Annotated in this window: 14 protein-coding genes; 9 read left to right on the top strand and 5 right to left on the bottom strand. The window is 35.2% G+C overall.

Annotation, left to right across the window (positions count from 1 at the left end; all coding sequences use genetic code 11):
* Positions 1 to 61: 61 nt before the first annotated feature.
* Positions 62 to 2,578 (bottom strand): DNA gyrase/topoisomerase IV subunit A, encoded by a 2,517-nt coding sequence (locus tag SYN6308_RS20730; protein ID WP_017296385.1) that lies wholly within the window; start codon positions 2,576 to 2,578, stop codon positions 62 to 64.
* A gap of 238 nt (positions 2,579 to 2,816) precedes the next feature.
* Between SYN6308_RS20730 and SYN6308_RS20725 the strand changes: the two genes are divergently transcribed.
* From SYN6308_RS20725 to SYN6308_RS23125, 3 genes are read left to right on the top strand one after another with little or no spacing between them, the layout of a single operon-like run.
* Positions 2,817 to 3,140 carry a nucleotidyltransferase domain-containing protein gene (locus SYN6308_RS20725; protein WP_017296384.1) on the top strand — a complete coding sequence of 108 codons (324 nt, stop codon included), beginning with the start codon at positions 2,817 to 2,819 and terminating at the stop codon, positions 3,138 to 3,140.
* Positions 3,137 to 3,325: a HEPN domain-containing protein gene (locus SYN6308_RS23130; RefSeq protein WP_040467477.1), complete on the top strand. Its 189-nt coding sequence runs from the start codon at positions 3,137 to 3,139 to the stop codon at positions 3,323 to 3,325. The genes SYN6308_RS20725 and SYN6308_RS23130 overlap by 4 nt, the downstream gene beginning before the upstream one ends.
* The gene (locus tag SYN6308_RS23125) at positions 3,322 to 3,612 is read left to right on the top strand and encodes a hypothetical protein (protein WP_052312621.1); all 291 of its coding nucleotides are present in this window, start codon (positions 3,322 to 3,324) and stop codon (positions 3,610 to 3,612) included. Before SYN6308_RS23130 ends, SYN6308_RS23125 begins: the two co-directional genes overlap by 4 nt.
* A gap of 151 nt (positions 3,613 to 3,763) precedes the next feature.
* Here the strand turns inward: SYN6308_RS23125 and SYN6308_RS20715 are convergent, their stop codons facing one another.
* Together SYN6308_RS20715 and SYN6308_RS20710 are read right to left on the bottom strand one after the other, a co-directional pair.
* Positions 3,764 to 4,981 carry a DUF1501 domain-containing protein gene (locus SYN6308_RS20715; RefSeq protein ID WP_017296383.1) on the bottom strand — a complete coding sequence of 406 codons (1,218 nt, stop codon included), beginning with the start codon at positions 4,979 to 4,981 and terminating at the stop codon, positions 3,764 to 3,766.
* 59 nt (positions 4,982 to 5,040) lie between these two features.
* Positions 5,041 to 6,441: a DUF1800 domain-containing protein gene (locus tag SYN6308_RS20710; protein WP_017296382.1), complete on the bottom strand. Its 1,401-nt coding sequence runs from the start codon at positions 6,439 to 6,441 to the stop codon at positions 5,041 to 5,043.
* Between the two features lie 131 nt (positions 6,442 to 6,572).
* On the opposite strand from SYN6308_RS20710, the gene SYN6308_RS20705 reads away from it, so the two are divergent.
* From SYN6308_RS20705 to bioD, 4 genes are all read left to right on the top strand, one after another.
* A complete protein-coding gene (locus tag SYN6308_RS20705; RefSeq protein ID WP_017296381.1) occupies positions 6,573 to 7,085 on the top strand; it encodes a hypothetical protein in 513 nt (170 codons plus the stop codon).
* A 122-nt stretch (positions 7,086 to 7,207) separates the two neighbouring features.
* Positions 7,208 to 7,984 carry a hydroxyacylglutathione hydrolase gene (gene gloB / locus SYN6308_RS20700; RefSeq protein WP_017296380.1) on the top strand — a complete coding sequence of 259 codons (777 nt, stop codon included), beginning with the start codon at positions 7,208 to 7,210 and terminating at the stop codon, positions 7,982 to 7,984.
* A 20-nt stretch (positions 7,985 to 8,004) separates the two neighbouring features.
* Positions 8,005 to 8,448, top strand: coding sequence for a cyanase (cynS, locus tag SYN6308_RS20695; protein ID WP_017296379.1), 444 nt, complete (start codon positions 8,005 to 8,007; stop codon positions 8,446 to 8,448).
* Between the two features lie 215 nt (positions 8,449 to 8,663).
* Positions 8,664 to 9,323 (top strand): dethiobiotin synthase, encoded by a 660-nt coding sequence (gene bioD, locus SYN6308_RS20690; protein WP_017296378.1) that lies wholly within the window; start codon positions 8,664 to 8,666, stop codon positions 9,321 to 9,323.
* 195 nt (positions 9,324 to 9,518) lie between these two features.
* On the opposite strand, the gene SYN6308_RS20685 is transcribed toward bioD, so the two are convergent.
* On the bottom strand, positions 9,519 to 12,101 hold the full coding sequence (locus tag SYN6308_RS20685; RefSeq protein WP_017296377.1) for a M1 family metallopeptidase: 2,583 nt from the start codon (positions 12,099 to 12,101) through the stop codon (positions 9,519 to 9,521).
* A gap of 387 nt (positions 12,102 to 12,488) precedes the next feature.
* On the opposite strand from SYN6308_RS20685, the gene glnA reads away from it, so the two are divergent.
* Complete coding sequence (gene glnA / locus SYN6308_RS20680; RefSeq protein ID WP_017296376.1) at positions 12,489 to 13,910, top strand: type I glutamate--ammonia ligase; 1,422 nt, start codon at positions 12,489 to 12,491, stop codon at positions 13,908 to 13,910.
* Positions 13,911 to 13,985: 75 nt separating this feature from the next.
* Here glnA and SYN6308_RS20675 read toward each other — a convergent pair whose 3' ends face one another.
* On the bottom strand, positions 13,986 to 14,573 hold the full coding sequence (locus SYN6308_RS20675) for an Npun_F5749 family FMN-dependent PPOX-type flavoprotein (RefSeq protein WP_017296375.1): 588 nt from the start codon (positions 14,571 to 14,573) through the stop codon (positions 13,986 to 13,988).
* Positions 14,574 to 14,730: 157 nt separating this feature from the next.
* Between SYN6308_RS20675 and SYN6308_RS20670 the strand changes: the two genes are divergently transcribed.
* Complete coding sequence (locus SYN6308_RS20670) at positions 14,731 to 16,071, top strand: 16S rRNA (cytosine(967)-C(5))-methyltransferase (RefSeq protein WP_017296374.1); 1,341 nt, start codon at positions 14,731 to 14,733, stop codon at positions 16,069 to 16,071.

Genomic DNA, 16,071 nt, shown 5'->3' with positions numbered 1-16,071 from the left:
GGGAACAAGAGGTAGAGTTCAATAGACAATTAACAATTAACAATTAATTACTTATTTTACCTTAGTCTCCATTACTTGTCAACTGTCCTAAGCAATTTAAACAAAGAATTATAGATTCTTCGGAAGACAATTTGACGATCGATTTTTCTCCATTTGCAGTTAACTTATTAACATCAATTAAATATCGCCCATCCAGATTAGTTTTAGCGATAATATGTTGACTATAATCCACAGAAAGAATAGACTGTAATCGATCGAGCTTATCTTTAAAACGAAAAACTTGAGTGCCAAGTTGCCCTAAATTGACTTTACGAATAGTATTAATGGGGAGAATTTTACCGTAACCTAACTGAGAAATTAGGGCAAGATTAGTATTATTATTAACCGCTAAACAACCGATAATTTCTTCCCCATATTTAAGTTTAATCCCGATACTACCTTGAGCGGATTTTCCCATAATCGAGATATTCTCTTCCGTGATACCATAACGCAACAGTCGCCCCCCGTTAGTCGCCACTGCCAACTCCTCCCCGTCATTGACAGGCAAAATATATTTTAAGCTGTCTTGGGGTTTTAATTTAATCAGTTGAAAACCTCTGTTGCCGATGCCCTCCAACTCCTCCATACTTATCCGTTTTAAAAATCCTCCTTTGGTTAATAACAGCAAACTAGATTTTTTCTCAGGGTGAAGACATAAATAGTTAATGGGTTGGTGATTATCCTGCATGGCGCTATTAGACACCAGTTTTTCGATGGTTTGTTTAGTAGGAAAAAGAGGAATTTCGGAGGTAGAGAGAGGATAGGCTTTACCACTGTCAAAAAAAGCAATAATTTGCTCTTGTTTGCCAATTAATTCTTGATAAACGATTAAATCGGTGGTTTTTTTCACCATCGGTGTCGTATCAATCTGGCTTTTTTCCTGCCAATAAATCTTCCCTTTTGCCGTAATTTGTACCATCGCATCTTCCGATAATGGTTGCTTAACTAAGGGTTGATTCGTCAACAGGGGTAATTCTTCTTGGGGAGATTTCGATTTCGAGGATTTGGTTTTCTCCGATGTCACGGGAATAGCCATCTTACTGGTTATTTTAGTCCGTCGATCGTCCCCAAATTTGCGCTTAAAGCTACGCAATTCTTTTTTAAGGGCTTTTAACAACTCTTTTCTATCTCCCAACAACCCCTCTAGTTGAGTGATACGAGTTTGCAATTGGGTGGCTTCCTCCTCAATTTTTTGTTTTTCTAACCCCGTAATGCGTCTTAAAGGCATGGATAAAATCGAATTAGCTTGAGATTCACTGATTTTTAATCTTTCTTGAAGGGTATTTTTTGCCGTTGTGCCATCTGCCGAATTGCTTAAAATTTCAATAACTTTTTTCATTTGTTTTAAAGCTATTAATAAACCTTCTAATAAATGCAATTTCTCTCGTTTTTCTGTTAATTCATAACGATATTGTCTAGTTAAGGTAATTTCTCTAAAGCTCAAAAATTCCTTTAACATTTCTTTCAAGGATAATTGACAGGGTTTATTATTAACTAAACCTAGCATTATTACACCAAAATTAGTTTGTAAAGCTGTTTGTTTATAGAGTTGATTAAGAATATGTTGAGGCTCACCATCTTTTTTTAATTCTATCACTACCCTAATACCTTCTCGATCGCTCTCGTCTCGAATATCGGCAATATCGTTAATTTTTCCAGCGTTGACTAATTCGGCAACTTTTTCAATCCATGCGGCTTTGTTGACTTGAAAAGGTAACTCGGTAACGATGATAGCGGTTTTCTCTCGACTACGTTTCTTTGATGACTTCAATTGCTCAATGGTAGCGACACCACGCACAGGAATTAGCCCTTTTCCCGTCAAATATGCCTCTTTTATGCCATTTTGGTCAATAATTTCTCCTGCGGTGGGAAAATCAGGTCCCGGCACTAATTTTAACAGTTTTTCGTCACTTAACTCAGGATCATCGATTAAGGCAATCAAGGCTTCAACAATTTCGTTTAAGTTGTGAGGAGGAATATTAGTTGCCATGCCTACGGCAATTCCTGAGCATCCGTTCAATAAAAGTATAGGAAGTTTTGCAGGTAGAACAACTGGCTCTTGATTGGAGTTGTCAAAGTTACTTGTAAAGTCAACGGTGGAGTCGTTGACATCCTCTAGCATGGTTTCGTAGGAAATGCCCGATAAGCGACTTTCAGTGTAACGCATGGCGGCGGCAGGATCATTGTCCACACTACCAAAGTTTCCGTGTCCTGACAAGAGGGGATAGCGACTAGAAAACTCTTGTACCAAGCGTACCATAGCATCATATACCGCTTGATCTCCGTGGGGGTGATATTTTCCTAACACATCCCCTACTACCCTAGCACACTTTCTAAAGGGTCGATCGGGACTCAATCCTAATTCATACATAGCATACAAAATGCGCCTATGCACTGGTTTTAAGCCGTCTCTCACATCGGGCAAGGCTCGTCCTACTATAACACTCATGGCGTATTCTAAGTACGATCGTTCCATTTCTGTATGCAGTGCAGTGGGAATAATATTACCTTGACTTAATAAATTTAGTTGTTGTACCATGAGTATTTTTACTTAATCCTTCTAAAGTAAACGAGTTAGCGTACTTTTTAGAGATTAGCAAAGAAGTTGCACAATGGACAATTAATAATGAGGAATGAGGAATTGGAAATGAGGAATTATGTTTTACAATATTGACATTTGTGGATATTTTTTAATGTGGAAGTGTTATTATTGCGATCGAATTTTAATCATTAACATGGTTCAATAATATAATTTAGAATTAAGTTATAGTGAAACTATGAAGCATTACGATTTAGATAAAATTATTATTAAAGTAAAAAAATGGTTTTCTGAACATTATGGAGAAGACTTAGAGAGTTTGATTCTTTACGGCTCTCAAGCGAGGGGAGATGCGTGTAAATATTCTGACATTGATATTTTAGTAGTTCTCAAGAGGGCTTTTAATTATCGCCAAGAATTGGGGAATACCAGTGAGTTTATTAGCGATATATCCCTTGAATATGACACGGTAATTTCTCGTGTTTTTATTTCTCAAGAATCTTTTTTAGATGACAATAGTCTTTTTCTGATTAATGTCAGGCAGGAAGGTATTATTTTATGATTAACGAGCAAAGATTACTTTTAGAAAAAGCACATCGTAGTTTACAGGGAGCGCAGTTATTGCGTGATAATGCTTTACCTGAGTTAGCCGTATCTCGTGCTTATTATGCAATGTTTTATATTGCTGAGGCTTTTATTTTGGACAAGGGCTTGAGTTTTTCGAGTCATTCTGCCGTGATTAGGTGATTTCTGAGAATAATTATACCCGATCGATCCCCCTAACCCCCCTTAAAAAAGGGGGAATCATTGAGAAGATTGGTATATTCTTTCTTGGAAACCACCTTAGTGCTTTTGGTAGGTACTTTGCTAAAGATGGTGGTGAACTTCGCCAGTTTCATAGAGCTTTAATTGATGCTCAGGATTTAAGAACTCGTAGTGACTATAATTTCGATTCAGGTATTGATGATGAAGATGCAAGATTTCAAATAGAAGTAGCTAGAGAATTTATTATATTTTTTGAATCTTCCTGTTAAAAATATCACCATATTTCATTATTTAATAATGGTAAATACGATCGAAAAAAGATATTAAGACTATGAAAAATATGACAAGCAAGATGCCTGTTTTACGGAAAGGGTTATTATCTCAAGTTCGGATGATCACTTATAATTAATGTACTTCGCTTTATATTTGCAGAAAATTTAAGTTATTTTTGGACTGAAAATTAGGAAAAATTTGACTAATTACTTGATCCGATAAGTTAAAAGTTTTTAGTATATTACTAATTGGTTCACGAAAATCTGTCGTAACATCAATATCTCTACCTTCAAATAATTCTTTTTCTTGTAATGTTGACCATTCACCATGAAATTGTCCACCTTTAACATTTTTGCCGATAATCCACATTACATTACCTCTACCATGATCTGTTCCTTTGTTACCGTTTTCTTTGACAGTACGTCCAAATTCTGACATGACGACAATAGTTGTATCATTATAAGTGTTTCCTAATTCTTTGACTAAAGTAGCTAATCCTTCTCCTAATGGTTTCAATAATCGATCGAGTCTGGTAGATTGATTAACATGGGTGTCCCATTGTCCTAAATCGATGAAACCTAATTGAGTGTTAGCTTGTCCTTTCATTAAGGTAGCCATTTGCTTGGCTTCTTGTACAAATTGAGAAGAAGAGGGGGCGTTTTTTGATGCTTCCATCATGTCTTTTTCTAATTCTTTCATAAATATTTCACGAGCTTTTTTACCTTGCTGATAGGCTAAACTCACCGCATCTTCACTACTATAAAGTCGATCGAAATACTGATTTAATCCCGATCGATCGATCTGTTGTTGTTGTATGCTATCTTGACCTCTAGGCAAGTTAGCTACTGGTATTGAACCATTTAAGATTTGAGGGGTAGTTAATCCTACATTCACGGCTTGGGTGGGATTTTGCTCTGATAATATCCCTAATAAACGATTCATCCAACCTTCTGTAATATTTTTATCGGGAGTACCATTTTCCATGTAATATTGCGCTTGAAAGTGCGATCGAGTGTTAGTAGTTAATCCGCAACCATGAATAAAGGTAAGTTCTTTTTTCTTCCATAGAGGTATCAAATCTTTCAAGACTGGATTTAAGCCAAAATAACCATCTAAATCTAACACCCCATTTTTTTCATGGGGTTCAGGAAGTGCGATCGTCGGTCGATTGTCGTAGTACTCATTTTCTTGATAAGGTACAACCACACTTAAACCATCTACGCCTCCTCGCAGGAAAATTACAATTAATTTTTTTGATGAAAGGGTTTTGCCTAAAGTTTGACTTACCCAACCATTTACCCCCACTGGAATCATCAAGCTACCAGTGAATAACGCCATTTGTTGTAAAATTTTTCTTCTTTTCATAATGTGTAAATATTTAGTTATTATTTTTCAATTTTTCATTCTCAATTTTCCATTCTCCATTATTTATACATCATTTCTGGACTGCCTAAAATTAACGCCGATTGCAACTTTCGATCGACACTTTTCACGGTATTAAGAGTTTGCTTCGATAAAAAATTATCAATGAGAGGAATTAATTGTTCACCATTAATTTGAGAAGTATTACCCATTTTACTATCAGCAACTAAAGTAGCAAAACGAACTCTATTCATCATAGCAGAAGGACTTAACCACGCTGATTGAATATTTTTATAACCATCGGGAGTAACACAATAATAAGGACGCATTTCTAAATCTTTTAAACTAGCAATTATAGGATTAAAATTAGATTTTTTAATATTACTCATTCTCATAACAGAAATAACATATTGATAAGGAGTTTTAAACTTATTTGCATAATATTTTACATCCCAAAATTCATCACTACCAAATAAATTTTGCAGAACAATTTTGATATTTCCTTGACTATCGAGAAAACTTTTTGCTAATTTTTTAACCAGACTATCAGGAGGATTATCCGCCACAAAAAATTGAGCTAATTTATAACAAATATGATGAGCAGTAGAGGGATGATAAGCTAAAATATCTAATACTTGATATACTTCTTCTATACCTGAACCTTTGATGGTATGACCTAAAAATTTTTTATCACTATAATCATGTAATTTTTCATGAAAATAAAATCCATTGGCATTTTGAGGAGTGTTTTTATTGATCACCCCCCAACCTGTTAAAATACGGGTTAAACTCATAACATCTTCTTGGGTGTAACCACCATCAACGCCCAAAGTGTGCAACTCCATTAATTCTCTGGCATAGTTTTCATTTAATCCTCTTTTTGTCTTTGGATTTGGAACTATATTTCTGTTATTATCCAAATATATGATCATCGATGGATGTTGTGCCGTTGACTGTAATAAATCTCGAAACTTGCCTAAAGCATAAGGTTGTATCGCATTTGTTTCATAGTTACTGGTAATAAATCTTTGAAGATTAGGTTCTTTATCAATAAAAATACTAAAATGATTTAACCAAAAATCTGTCATTAATTCGTTTAATTGAGCAGAATTTGTCACCGATTTATCAACTTTTAAATTTAGAGCATTTTGTACAAATTGTTTTCTCTTTTGCTGCCATATTTTTCTTTCTTCAGGAGATAAACCTTGTAAGTTATTTGTTGGTGAAATATAGGGAAAATGATAGTTTTTAAAGATTTCTGCTACTGTCATTTTTAAACCTTCATATTGACTAATTTTTGCAGTTAAATATTTTTGTAAGTCAGTAGTTTTAGTATTTAATTGTTTTTGAATAAAATTATTAACACCTTGTTGATTAATGTCATTAATATCTGTTGCCGTCATGCCAAAAGTTAATCGATTACTGACGTGAAAAATCTCTTGTTGAGATGATAAAGAAGCCATGATACTTAATCCGAATGTCGATAAATCTGTTATAACATATAAAAGATGTTTGTTAAAATGACTTATTCTTGATAACAAATGTTGCACAATAAACATAAATACTAAAAATATTATACTTATTTCCTAAATTAATGAATTTAATTGCATCTCCTGAAATTTCCTTTGAAGAAGCCATCGATTTAACGGCACAATTTATTAATACAATACCAGAATTATCAGACTCAGAAAAAAGCTCGATCGTATCTGCTTTAGTATTAACAGAAAATGGGGCAAGAGGTTTTTTTGTTACCTATTTAACCAGTGAGAATGAAGTGATCGATCGAACAGATTTAAGTATCATTGAAGGGTTAAAAAAATCTCCTGAAATTGTCAGCGAATTATTAGTTAAAAATGTGGCAATGTCAACGGCAATGGGCATCACTCATACCAGAAATAATAATTTAGAAATGGCTCAAAAATCTGCTAGGGTAACTCAAAGAAGTTTAAATTTTATTCAACAATTATCTTTAGCTGAAATCTCGATTAAAATTCAACAATTAATTAGTTCGATCGAATGCAAAGAGGGATTGTATCAACAATTCTTAACTAAATGGGGTTATGATGAAGAACAAAAACAAGCCATAATTGATATTTTTAATAAATAATTAATAGCTAAGAGTTAATAGTTTTAAATTCGAGTTTTAAAGTATCATTAGTTCTGAGATAAAAGAATCTTAAGACGAAATTTTGTTATATTAAAAAGAGTCTATTTTATGTAATTATTACTATGAAAATTATTAGGATTCCCGTATTAAGCGATAACTACATATTTCTCCTCCATGATGTTAATAATAATCAAGTCGCCGTAGTTGATCCTGCGGAAGCGAAACCAGTTTTAGCAGAAATAGAGAAATTAGGTGCGGATTTGGTGGCTATTTTTAATACTCACCATCATCTTGATCATGTGGGAGGTAATAAGGAATTATTAGAACATTATCCTCGTGCTGTTGTCTATGGGGGAGTAAAAGACAAAGGTAGAATTCCTCGTCAAGAAGTCTTTTTACAGGAGGGGGATACTGTAGAATTTGCAGGAAGACAGGCTAATATTTACTTTGTACCCGGTCATACTTACGCTCATATTGCTTACTATTTTCCACCGATAGAAGATTCAGGTTGGGGGGAGTTATTCTGCGGTGATACTTTATTTGCAGGGGGTTGCGGTAGATTGTTTGAAGGTACACCAACGGACATGGTAAACTCTTTAAGGAAGTTTCGTAATCTTCCTGATTCCACGAGGGTATGGTGTGCTCACGAATACACCCTCAGTAATTTAAAATTTGCGGTGACGGTGGATACCAATAACCCAGATTTACAAAAACGCTATGAACAGGTTAAGATCGATCGAACTCAAGATATTCCTACCATACCATCTTCGATCGAAATCGAGAAATTAACCAATCCTTTTTTACGGTGGGATAACCCCAAAATTAAACAGGCTATGGGTTTCGATGAACCTACTAGGGTTTTTGGGCGTTTAAGAGGCATGAAGGATAATTTTAGTTAATAATAAAAAGGAAAAAAAATATGGCGATCGCACAAATTACGCAAACTTTATTAAGTGCAAAAAAAGCAAAAGGAGTTACATTTGCCCAATTAGAAGAAATTTTAGGTAGAGATGAAGTTTGGATTGCTTCCGTCATCTACCGTCAAGCTACCGCTGATGAGACGGAAGCGAAAAAGTTAGTAGAGGCTTTAGGGTTATCCCCTGAGTTTGCTGAAGAATTAACTATACCCCCATTAAAAGGCTCTTTAGACCCGATAATTCCTACTGATCCTCTGATTTATCGTTTTTACGAAATTATGCAGGTTTATGGAATGCCTCTCAAGGATGTGATTCAAGAAAAATTTGGGGATGGTATCATGAGTGCCATCGATTTTACCCTAGATGTGGATAAAGTGGAAGACCCTAAGGGCGATCGAGTTAAAGTTACAATGTGTGGTAAGTTTTTACCTTATAAGAAGTGGTAAATATAGGAGATAGGAGATAGGAGATAGGAGATAGGAGATAGGAGATAGGAGATAGTAGCAAGAATTGATTTAAACATTAGTTAAATTGATTTTCAGTAATACTTTACTAAATTTAATTCTTGAAAACTGGTAAAATTTTGTTAGCTTGTTCAAACTTTATCAATAACAGGGTTTCTTAGAGTTCGATCGAGGTAACATACAATATATTAAAATTCATGAACACTTTATTAATTGCTAGTACAGATACAGATGCAGGAAAAACCATCATTACCACAGCTTTAAGGGCGTATTATCAGCAGTATTTTCCCAAAGTGAAAACAGGGTTAATGAAGTTGTTACAAACTGGCATAGAAGGAGATGCAGAATTTTATCAACGGTTTTTTGATGATGTGATTACACCCTTACGGTTTGATACTCCCGTAGCGCCTCCCATTGCCGCCGCATTAGAAAACCGCTCGATCGATTTAAGCATTATCTGGCAAAATCTGTTACAATTACAAAAAACCTGTGATTTAGTCTTCGTAGAAGGTTTAGGCGGTTTAGGCTCTCCCATTACAAACGAGTTAACTATTGCCGACATCGCAGGTACTTGGCGTTTAGATACTATATTAGTCGTACCTGTGAAATTAGGTTCGATCGCCCAGACAGTGGCAAATGTAGCCTTAGCTCGACATCACAAAGTCAAATTAAAAGGGATTATTTTTAACTGTGTCAATGCCTGTAGTGAGGAAGATATAAATAAATGGACACCCAAAGAGTTAGTAGAATCCTTAACTCAAGTGCCAGTGTTAGGCTATTTCCCCTACTTAGAAACCATCGATAACCTTTCGGATTTAGCGCTTATCACCTCTCGACATATTTCCATCAGTCAGTAATAGGTATCGGAAAGGGGGTTGGGGTGTTAGGGTATTAGGGTGTTGGGGAGACTAGGAGACTAGGAGACTAGGAGACTAGGAGACTAGAAGACTAGGAGATTAGGGGATTAGGGGATTAGGGGATTAGAAGAAAAATTGATAAGTTTTTAATTCTCAATTCTCAATTCTCCATTCTCAATTCTCCATTCTCCATTCTTAATTGTTTGTTGTTTCTAATTTAGCGAGACGGCTTTGTAAGTCTTGGTTTTCCTCTTTTAACTTATCCATAGCTTGTTGTAAGTCTTTCATCGTCTTATCTTTACCTAGTTTACCTCTTACTCCATTAATTGCCTCCTCGGCACGTCTTTTCACTCTACCATCAGGGGTGCTATCCGCTAAATTTGTTAATAGAGCGATAGCTTGAGAGTCTTCTATTTGCCCTAAACCGCCGATTAATGACATTTGAGTCAAAAAGAAGGTATCTGACATCAGAGACTCGAATTTTTCGAGGATAAAGGTTAGTTTATCAGATTTTTGTCCTTTAGCGATCGAGCCTAAGCTACGAATTGCCGTCAGGCGCAGGGGTTGAGGAGTACCCAAAATGGTATATTTAGCGATGATGTCAACGGCTTTTTCGTTGGTTTTGAGGTGACTTAAAGCGGTAATAGCGCTCGATCGAATTACCTCATTCCAACCGCTTTTTTCTGTTAAAATTTCCTCAAGGAGAGTAATAACTTCTTCTTCTTTATCTTCAAGGCTACCAGTGGTTAACTTCCCTAAACCGTTGATAGCAGACGACTCCACATAGTAACTAGCATCACCGTTGATGACGATATTTTTCAAAGCGTTGTAACTGGCTTCGTTTTTGTGGTGGGTTAAGGCTTCCACTATGGCTTTTCTGACTTTAGGATTTGTGTCGTTAAGGTGGTTAATTAAGACTTCCATTGCCTGATTTAGCTTAATTTTGCCCAATTGTTTGACAATTTCGACTTTTACTCCCCAAAATCTCTCGTTTTCAAGGGCATACTCTAAGGCTTTTACTGCTTCTAAGTTACCTTTTTTACCAATAGCCATCGTAGCATAAATGCGAGAAATCACATCAGGATCATGATTTAACTGATTTTTTAATTCACTAAATCCGTATTCTAATTTAACAGTTTTTAAGTGATAATTACCGACATCAAAAGAGATAAAATCGGGCTTCTCTTGTAAGGGAAAATAAAAAATTTGCTCCAGTTGATTAAGTTTGAGAGAAACTGTATTTAAAACAGGCTTTTCTCCTTCTTTAAGATAACCAAAAGCGAAGGGTATTTTTAAATCGAATAAGTCGATAAATTTACCATCTTTTTCTTTAGCTTGAGTTTGCTTAATCTTTACTATGGCTAACTTACTATCACTATCCCAACTATAATTAATATTAAAATCTGGATGCCCTCCCCTAAAGACATATTGATCAAAAAGAGGACTTAAATTATAACCTGTTGATTCTTCGATCGAGCGTAATAAATCAATAGTTTCGACAGTTTTATGGGCATTTTTATTAATAAAACTATGAATAAATTTATCAAATAACTCCTCTCCCAAAATCCCCCTAATCATGTGATAAACACAAGCACCTTTTTCGTACAAATGTCGATCGTACAATTCAATAGCTTCTCTGTAAACATTGGTAACAATAGGACGGCGATAACGGGAAGAATCCTCCTGAAAATAATTTCTTGCCTCCCCTAGTAAATAATAAGCGCCCTCGTCTTTACCGTATTCGTATTCAGTCCATAATACTTCTGCATAGGAAGCCGCTCCCTCTTTAATCCATGCGTGACTCCAATGTTTAATTACCACTAAATCCCCAAACCATTGATGCGCCAACTCGTGAGCAACTAAACTCTCGGTGTTGCGGTTATCAAGGGAGGCTTTTTCATCGAGGAGACATCGATCGGTTAGGATGGTAGTTGAAGTATTTTCCATACCGCCGAAAATAAAGTCATCGACACAGACTTGAGCATATTTAGAATAGGGGTAAGAATAACCGTATTTTTGAGAGAAAAATTCAATCATTTTTGGAGTTTTACCCATGCTAATTTTAGCTTCGGTTTCTTTGCCTTTTTCCACATAATAATTAACGGGGATGTCTTGCCATTTATCCTCAATTTCCGCAAATTTTCCTACTGCTAACGTCATTAAATAAGTGGGATGCACTTGGAATTGCAACCAATGATAAATTTTTTTACCGTCTTTTTCTTCTGTCTTAAATAACTCGCCATTGGAGATAGCAATATAATCTGAGGGTACTGTTATTTTTATTTCTGATGTTGCCAATTGCCCCGGATAGTCGAAACAAGGAAACCAGTATCTCGAATCTTCGTCTTCTCCTTGTGTCCACACTTGGGAGGGTTTATTTGGGTAATGTTCATCGGGGGCGATAAAGTATAAGCCTCGTTGGGGTTTTTCTTTGCTATACTCGATCGAAATCTTTAAATCCTTATCGGTTGTGGCTTCTGATAGGTTTATAGTCAGGATTTCCCCATCATAATTAAAAGATTGACTAATATTATCCACTAAAACGGCGCTAATAGTCAAGTCCACTGCATCTAAATTTAATTGTTTGATGTTCGATCGAACAGGAGTTAGGGTTATAGTGCAAGTACCGCCGAAACTTTGATTGTCTATATCTAAAGCTAAATCAAGGGCGATATGTCCTACTTGTCCTGCTCGATCGGGATTATAATGGGGTTTAGCACCGGGTAACTCAAAACTTTTCTTTTCTTCTGCATCGAAATAGTGTTGTAAATGATTCATCTTTTCTGTGATTAATGATCTTTAAGATAATTTTAACTGACGTTACGCACTCATTTATATGTTAAATTTTAATAGGTTTCATCGGTATCAGGTAAAGATTTCTCGAACATTGATTAATTAATATAAAGAATTTAAAATAAGAAAATCAATTAAGATATATTTTTTGTGAATTCTTTAACCTAATACCTAACACTGGATACTTGTCACTTTTATACCACCGAAACTTTATATTAAACTCAGGTGACACCTGACACCTGACACCTGCAATCAACAACTGAGGTGATTTGAAGATTATGTATCAATAGCTACAAAACAAAGATAAATCTATCCTTAGCATTAAGTGTTTGAGTGGTTAAATAAATAAAGTAAGTAAAGGAGAAATAGTTAATGCCTAGTACCCCCCAAGAAGTCTTGAAAATGATTCAAGATCAAAAAATTAAAATTATTGACCTAAAATTTATTGATACTCCCGGTATATGGCAACATTGTTCATTTTATTATGATCAAATCGATGAAAACTCTTTCATTGAAGGTGTAGCTTTTGATGGTTCAAGTATTCGTGGTTGGAAAGCCATTAATGACTCAGATATGTGTATGGTACCCGATCCTAACACCGCATGGATCGATCCTTTCTATGCTGAACCTACTTTGAGTATGATTTGTCGTATCAAAGAACCTCGTACGGGTGAATGGTATTCGAGAGACCCTCGTAGTATTGCGGCTAAAGCTGTAGAATATTTAGCCTCTAGTGGTATCGGTGACACTGTTTATATTGGACCCGAAGCCGAATTTTTCATCTTTGATGATGTTCGTTTTGATCAAACTGAAAACAAAGGTTACTACTATGTGGACAGTGTGGAAGGACGTTGGAACTCTGGTAGAGTAGAAGAAGGTGGAAACTTAGGTTATAAACCGGGTTACAAGCAAGGTTATTTCCCCGTTGCACCTACGGATACAACCCAAGATATTCGTACAGAAATGCTCTTAACTATGGCAGAATGTGGAGTACCCATCGAAAAACATCACCATGAAGTGGCAACGGGTGGACAAAATGAATTAGGTATTAAATTTTCTACCCTCGTGGAAGCGGCAGACTATTTAATGACTTATAAATATGTCATCAAAAACGTAGCGAAAAAATACGGCAAAACTGTGACTTTTATGCCTAAACCTTTATTTAATGATAATGGTTCTGGTATGCACACTCACCAATCTATCTGGAATAACGGTGTACCTTTATTCGCTGGTGACAAATACGCTGGTTTAAGTCAAATGGCTTTATGGTATATTGGTGGTATCATCAGACACGCTCCTGCTCTTTTAGCATTAACTAATCCTACCACTAACTCCTACAAACGCTTAGTTCCGGGTTTTGAAGCTCCTGTAAACTTAGCTTACTCTCAAGGAAATCGATCGGCTTCTATCCGTATTCCTTTATCGGGTAGTAACCCCAAAGCGAAACGTATTGAGTTCCGTTGTCCTGATGCTACAAGCAATCCTTACTTAGCATTTGCCGCCATGTTATGTGCTGGTATCGATGGTATTAAGAATCAAATCGATCCGGGTGAGCCTTTTGACGTGGACATTTACGACTTATCTCCTGAAGAATTAAGCAAAATTCCTTCCACTCCCGGCTCATTAGAAGCGGCTTTAGAAGCCTTAGAAAAAGATCATGGTTTCTTAACGGATTGTGGTGTATTTACTACAGACTTTATCGAAAACTGGATTGAGTATAAGCTAGATAACGAGGTTAACCCTATGCGTCTTCGTCCTCATCCTTACGAGTTTTCTTTATACTACGATTGTTAAGTAAGCGTTGCCTCATAGTTTTTTAATGGGGGAAGGTATTAGGTTTTAGGTGTTAGGTTAAAGCATTGAAAAAAACTAAGGATTAACTTTTTTCATGTGCCATTTTTCCTCATTATCCATCTCGTAAATATGACGATTTTGTGGATTGCCTTTTAATTCTAAATGATCCACAATTTCAGGATTTAATAATAATAAGCAAAAATTTTCTATCGGTTTTTCCTCATCAATATCTACCGTAGGAATCTCACTATTTTCGATCGATAATTCTCTAGGATTTTCCCAATAAAATTGTTCTTTTCCTGCTAAACTTAGTTTTTGCCATATTTTTTGACGTTCTTTTAGCAACTCTTGATTATCGTCATGGGCGGTGATTATTTCTATTTTTCCTGTTATTCTAAATTGTTCTCTTGTTTTGGCAAAATACCAACAAATTTCACCGTAGGAATTATGACTTAAATCTTCTATTTTTTGACTGCGAATATCTGTAATTATTTCTAGTTTATTACTATTATCTAAAAAGCCTCTAAAAACTACCATTCTATTGGCAGGATAACCTGTTTTTGTGACGGTAGCTAAAGCAAAATAACGACTGAATAGGTTGGAACGATTTTTGTGTAGTGCTTTTTGTAAATAAGTTCTCCAAGGTGCAATATTTTTTGACATAATTAAGAATTAAGAATTAAGAATTAAGAATTAAGAATTAAGAATTAAGAATTAAGAATTAAGAATTAAGAATTAAGAATTAAGAATTAAGAATTAAGAATTAAGAATTAGAATTAAAATAACGTCTATTTCGTTACTCACTATAACATCTTTTTTTATGAATAATTCCCGTCAATTGGCTTTTCAGGCTTTACAAAATATCTATCAACAAAAGGCTTATACTGATATTGCTTTGGAAAGAGTTTTGAGTAATTCTTCTATTTCTGCTTTCGATCGACATCTAGTGTCAGAATTGGTGTATGGTATCGTCAGGCGTAAACGTACTTTAGATAGTCTGATTAATCAATTAGCTACAAAAAAGGCATCTCAACAACCTTTAAACCTGCGTATAATTTTACAAATAGGGTTATATCAATTACGGTATCTGGATAAAATTCCTGAGTCGGCGGCGGTGAATACTAGCGTTGATTTAGCTAAAAATAATGGGTTGTCGAAATTATCAGGGGTGATAAATGGTATCCTTCGATCGTACCTTAGATTATCAGAAAAAGAAGACCCTTTAATTTTACCTGATGATTTTATTCCCCGTTTAGGGGTGAAATATAGTTTTCCCGATTGGTTAGTTGCTCTTTTTATCGAACAATTTAATGTGAAACAAACGAGAAAGTTATTAGAATGGTATAACCAAATTCCTAGTATTGATTTAAGAGTTAATACCTTAAAAATTTCGAGGGAAAACTTACAGGAAATATTATTAAATAATGGTATAGAAACCAGTTTTTTACCTCATCTTCCGCAAGGTTTAAGACTGACAAAATCCGCAGGAAATATCACTCAATTAGACTGTTTTAAAGAGGGTTTATTTACAATTCAAGATGGTAGTGCGCAACTTGTCGCCCATTTTCTTAATCCTCAACCCCATGAAACTATTATCGATGCTTGTGCCGCACCGGGGGGGAAAACTACTCATATAGCGGAGTTAATGGGGGATACTGGTAATATTATAGGGTTCGATCGATCTCTTTCAAGATTAAAAAAAGTTACGGAGAATGTAGAAAGATTACAACTAAAATCTATCCAAGTGGAAGAAGCAGATAGTAGCGAGTTGACGACATGGGAAAATAAAGCAGATAGAGTATTAGTGGATGTACCCTGTTCAGGGTTAGGTACATTACATAAAAATCCTGATATTCGTTGGCGCAAAAAACCAGAGGAGATAAAACCTTTAACAGAATTACAGCTTAAAATGCTGGAAAATTCGGCAAAATGGGTTAAAAATGGCGGTGTATTAGTTTATTCTACTTGTACTTTAAATAAAAGTGAAAATGAGGATATTATTAATCAGTTTTTAGCAAAAAATCCCTCATGGCAATTAGCCGACAAAAATAATGATTCAATGTCGAATTTTTCGATACCATCAAAGGGGATAGTAAAAATATTTCCACCGATAGATGATATGGATGGTTTTTTCATGGCTAAATTAATTAAAGGAAACTAA

Origin of the sequence: Geminocystis herdmanii PCC 6308 (assembly GCF_000332235.1) — a bacterium.
GTDB lineage: Bacteria > Cyanobacteriota > Cyanobacteriia > Cyanobacteriales > Cyanobacteriaceae > Geminocystis > Geminocystis herdmanii.
The sequence above is the reverse complement of the archived record's forward strand: the minus strand, read 5'-3'. Positions and strand labels throughout refer to the sequence as shown.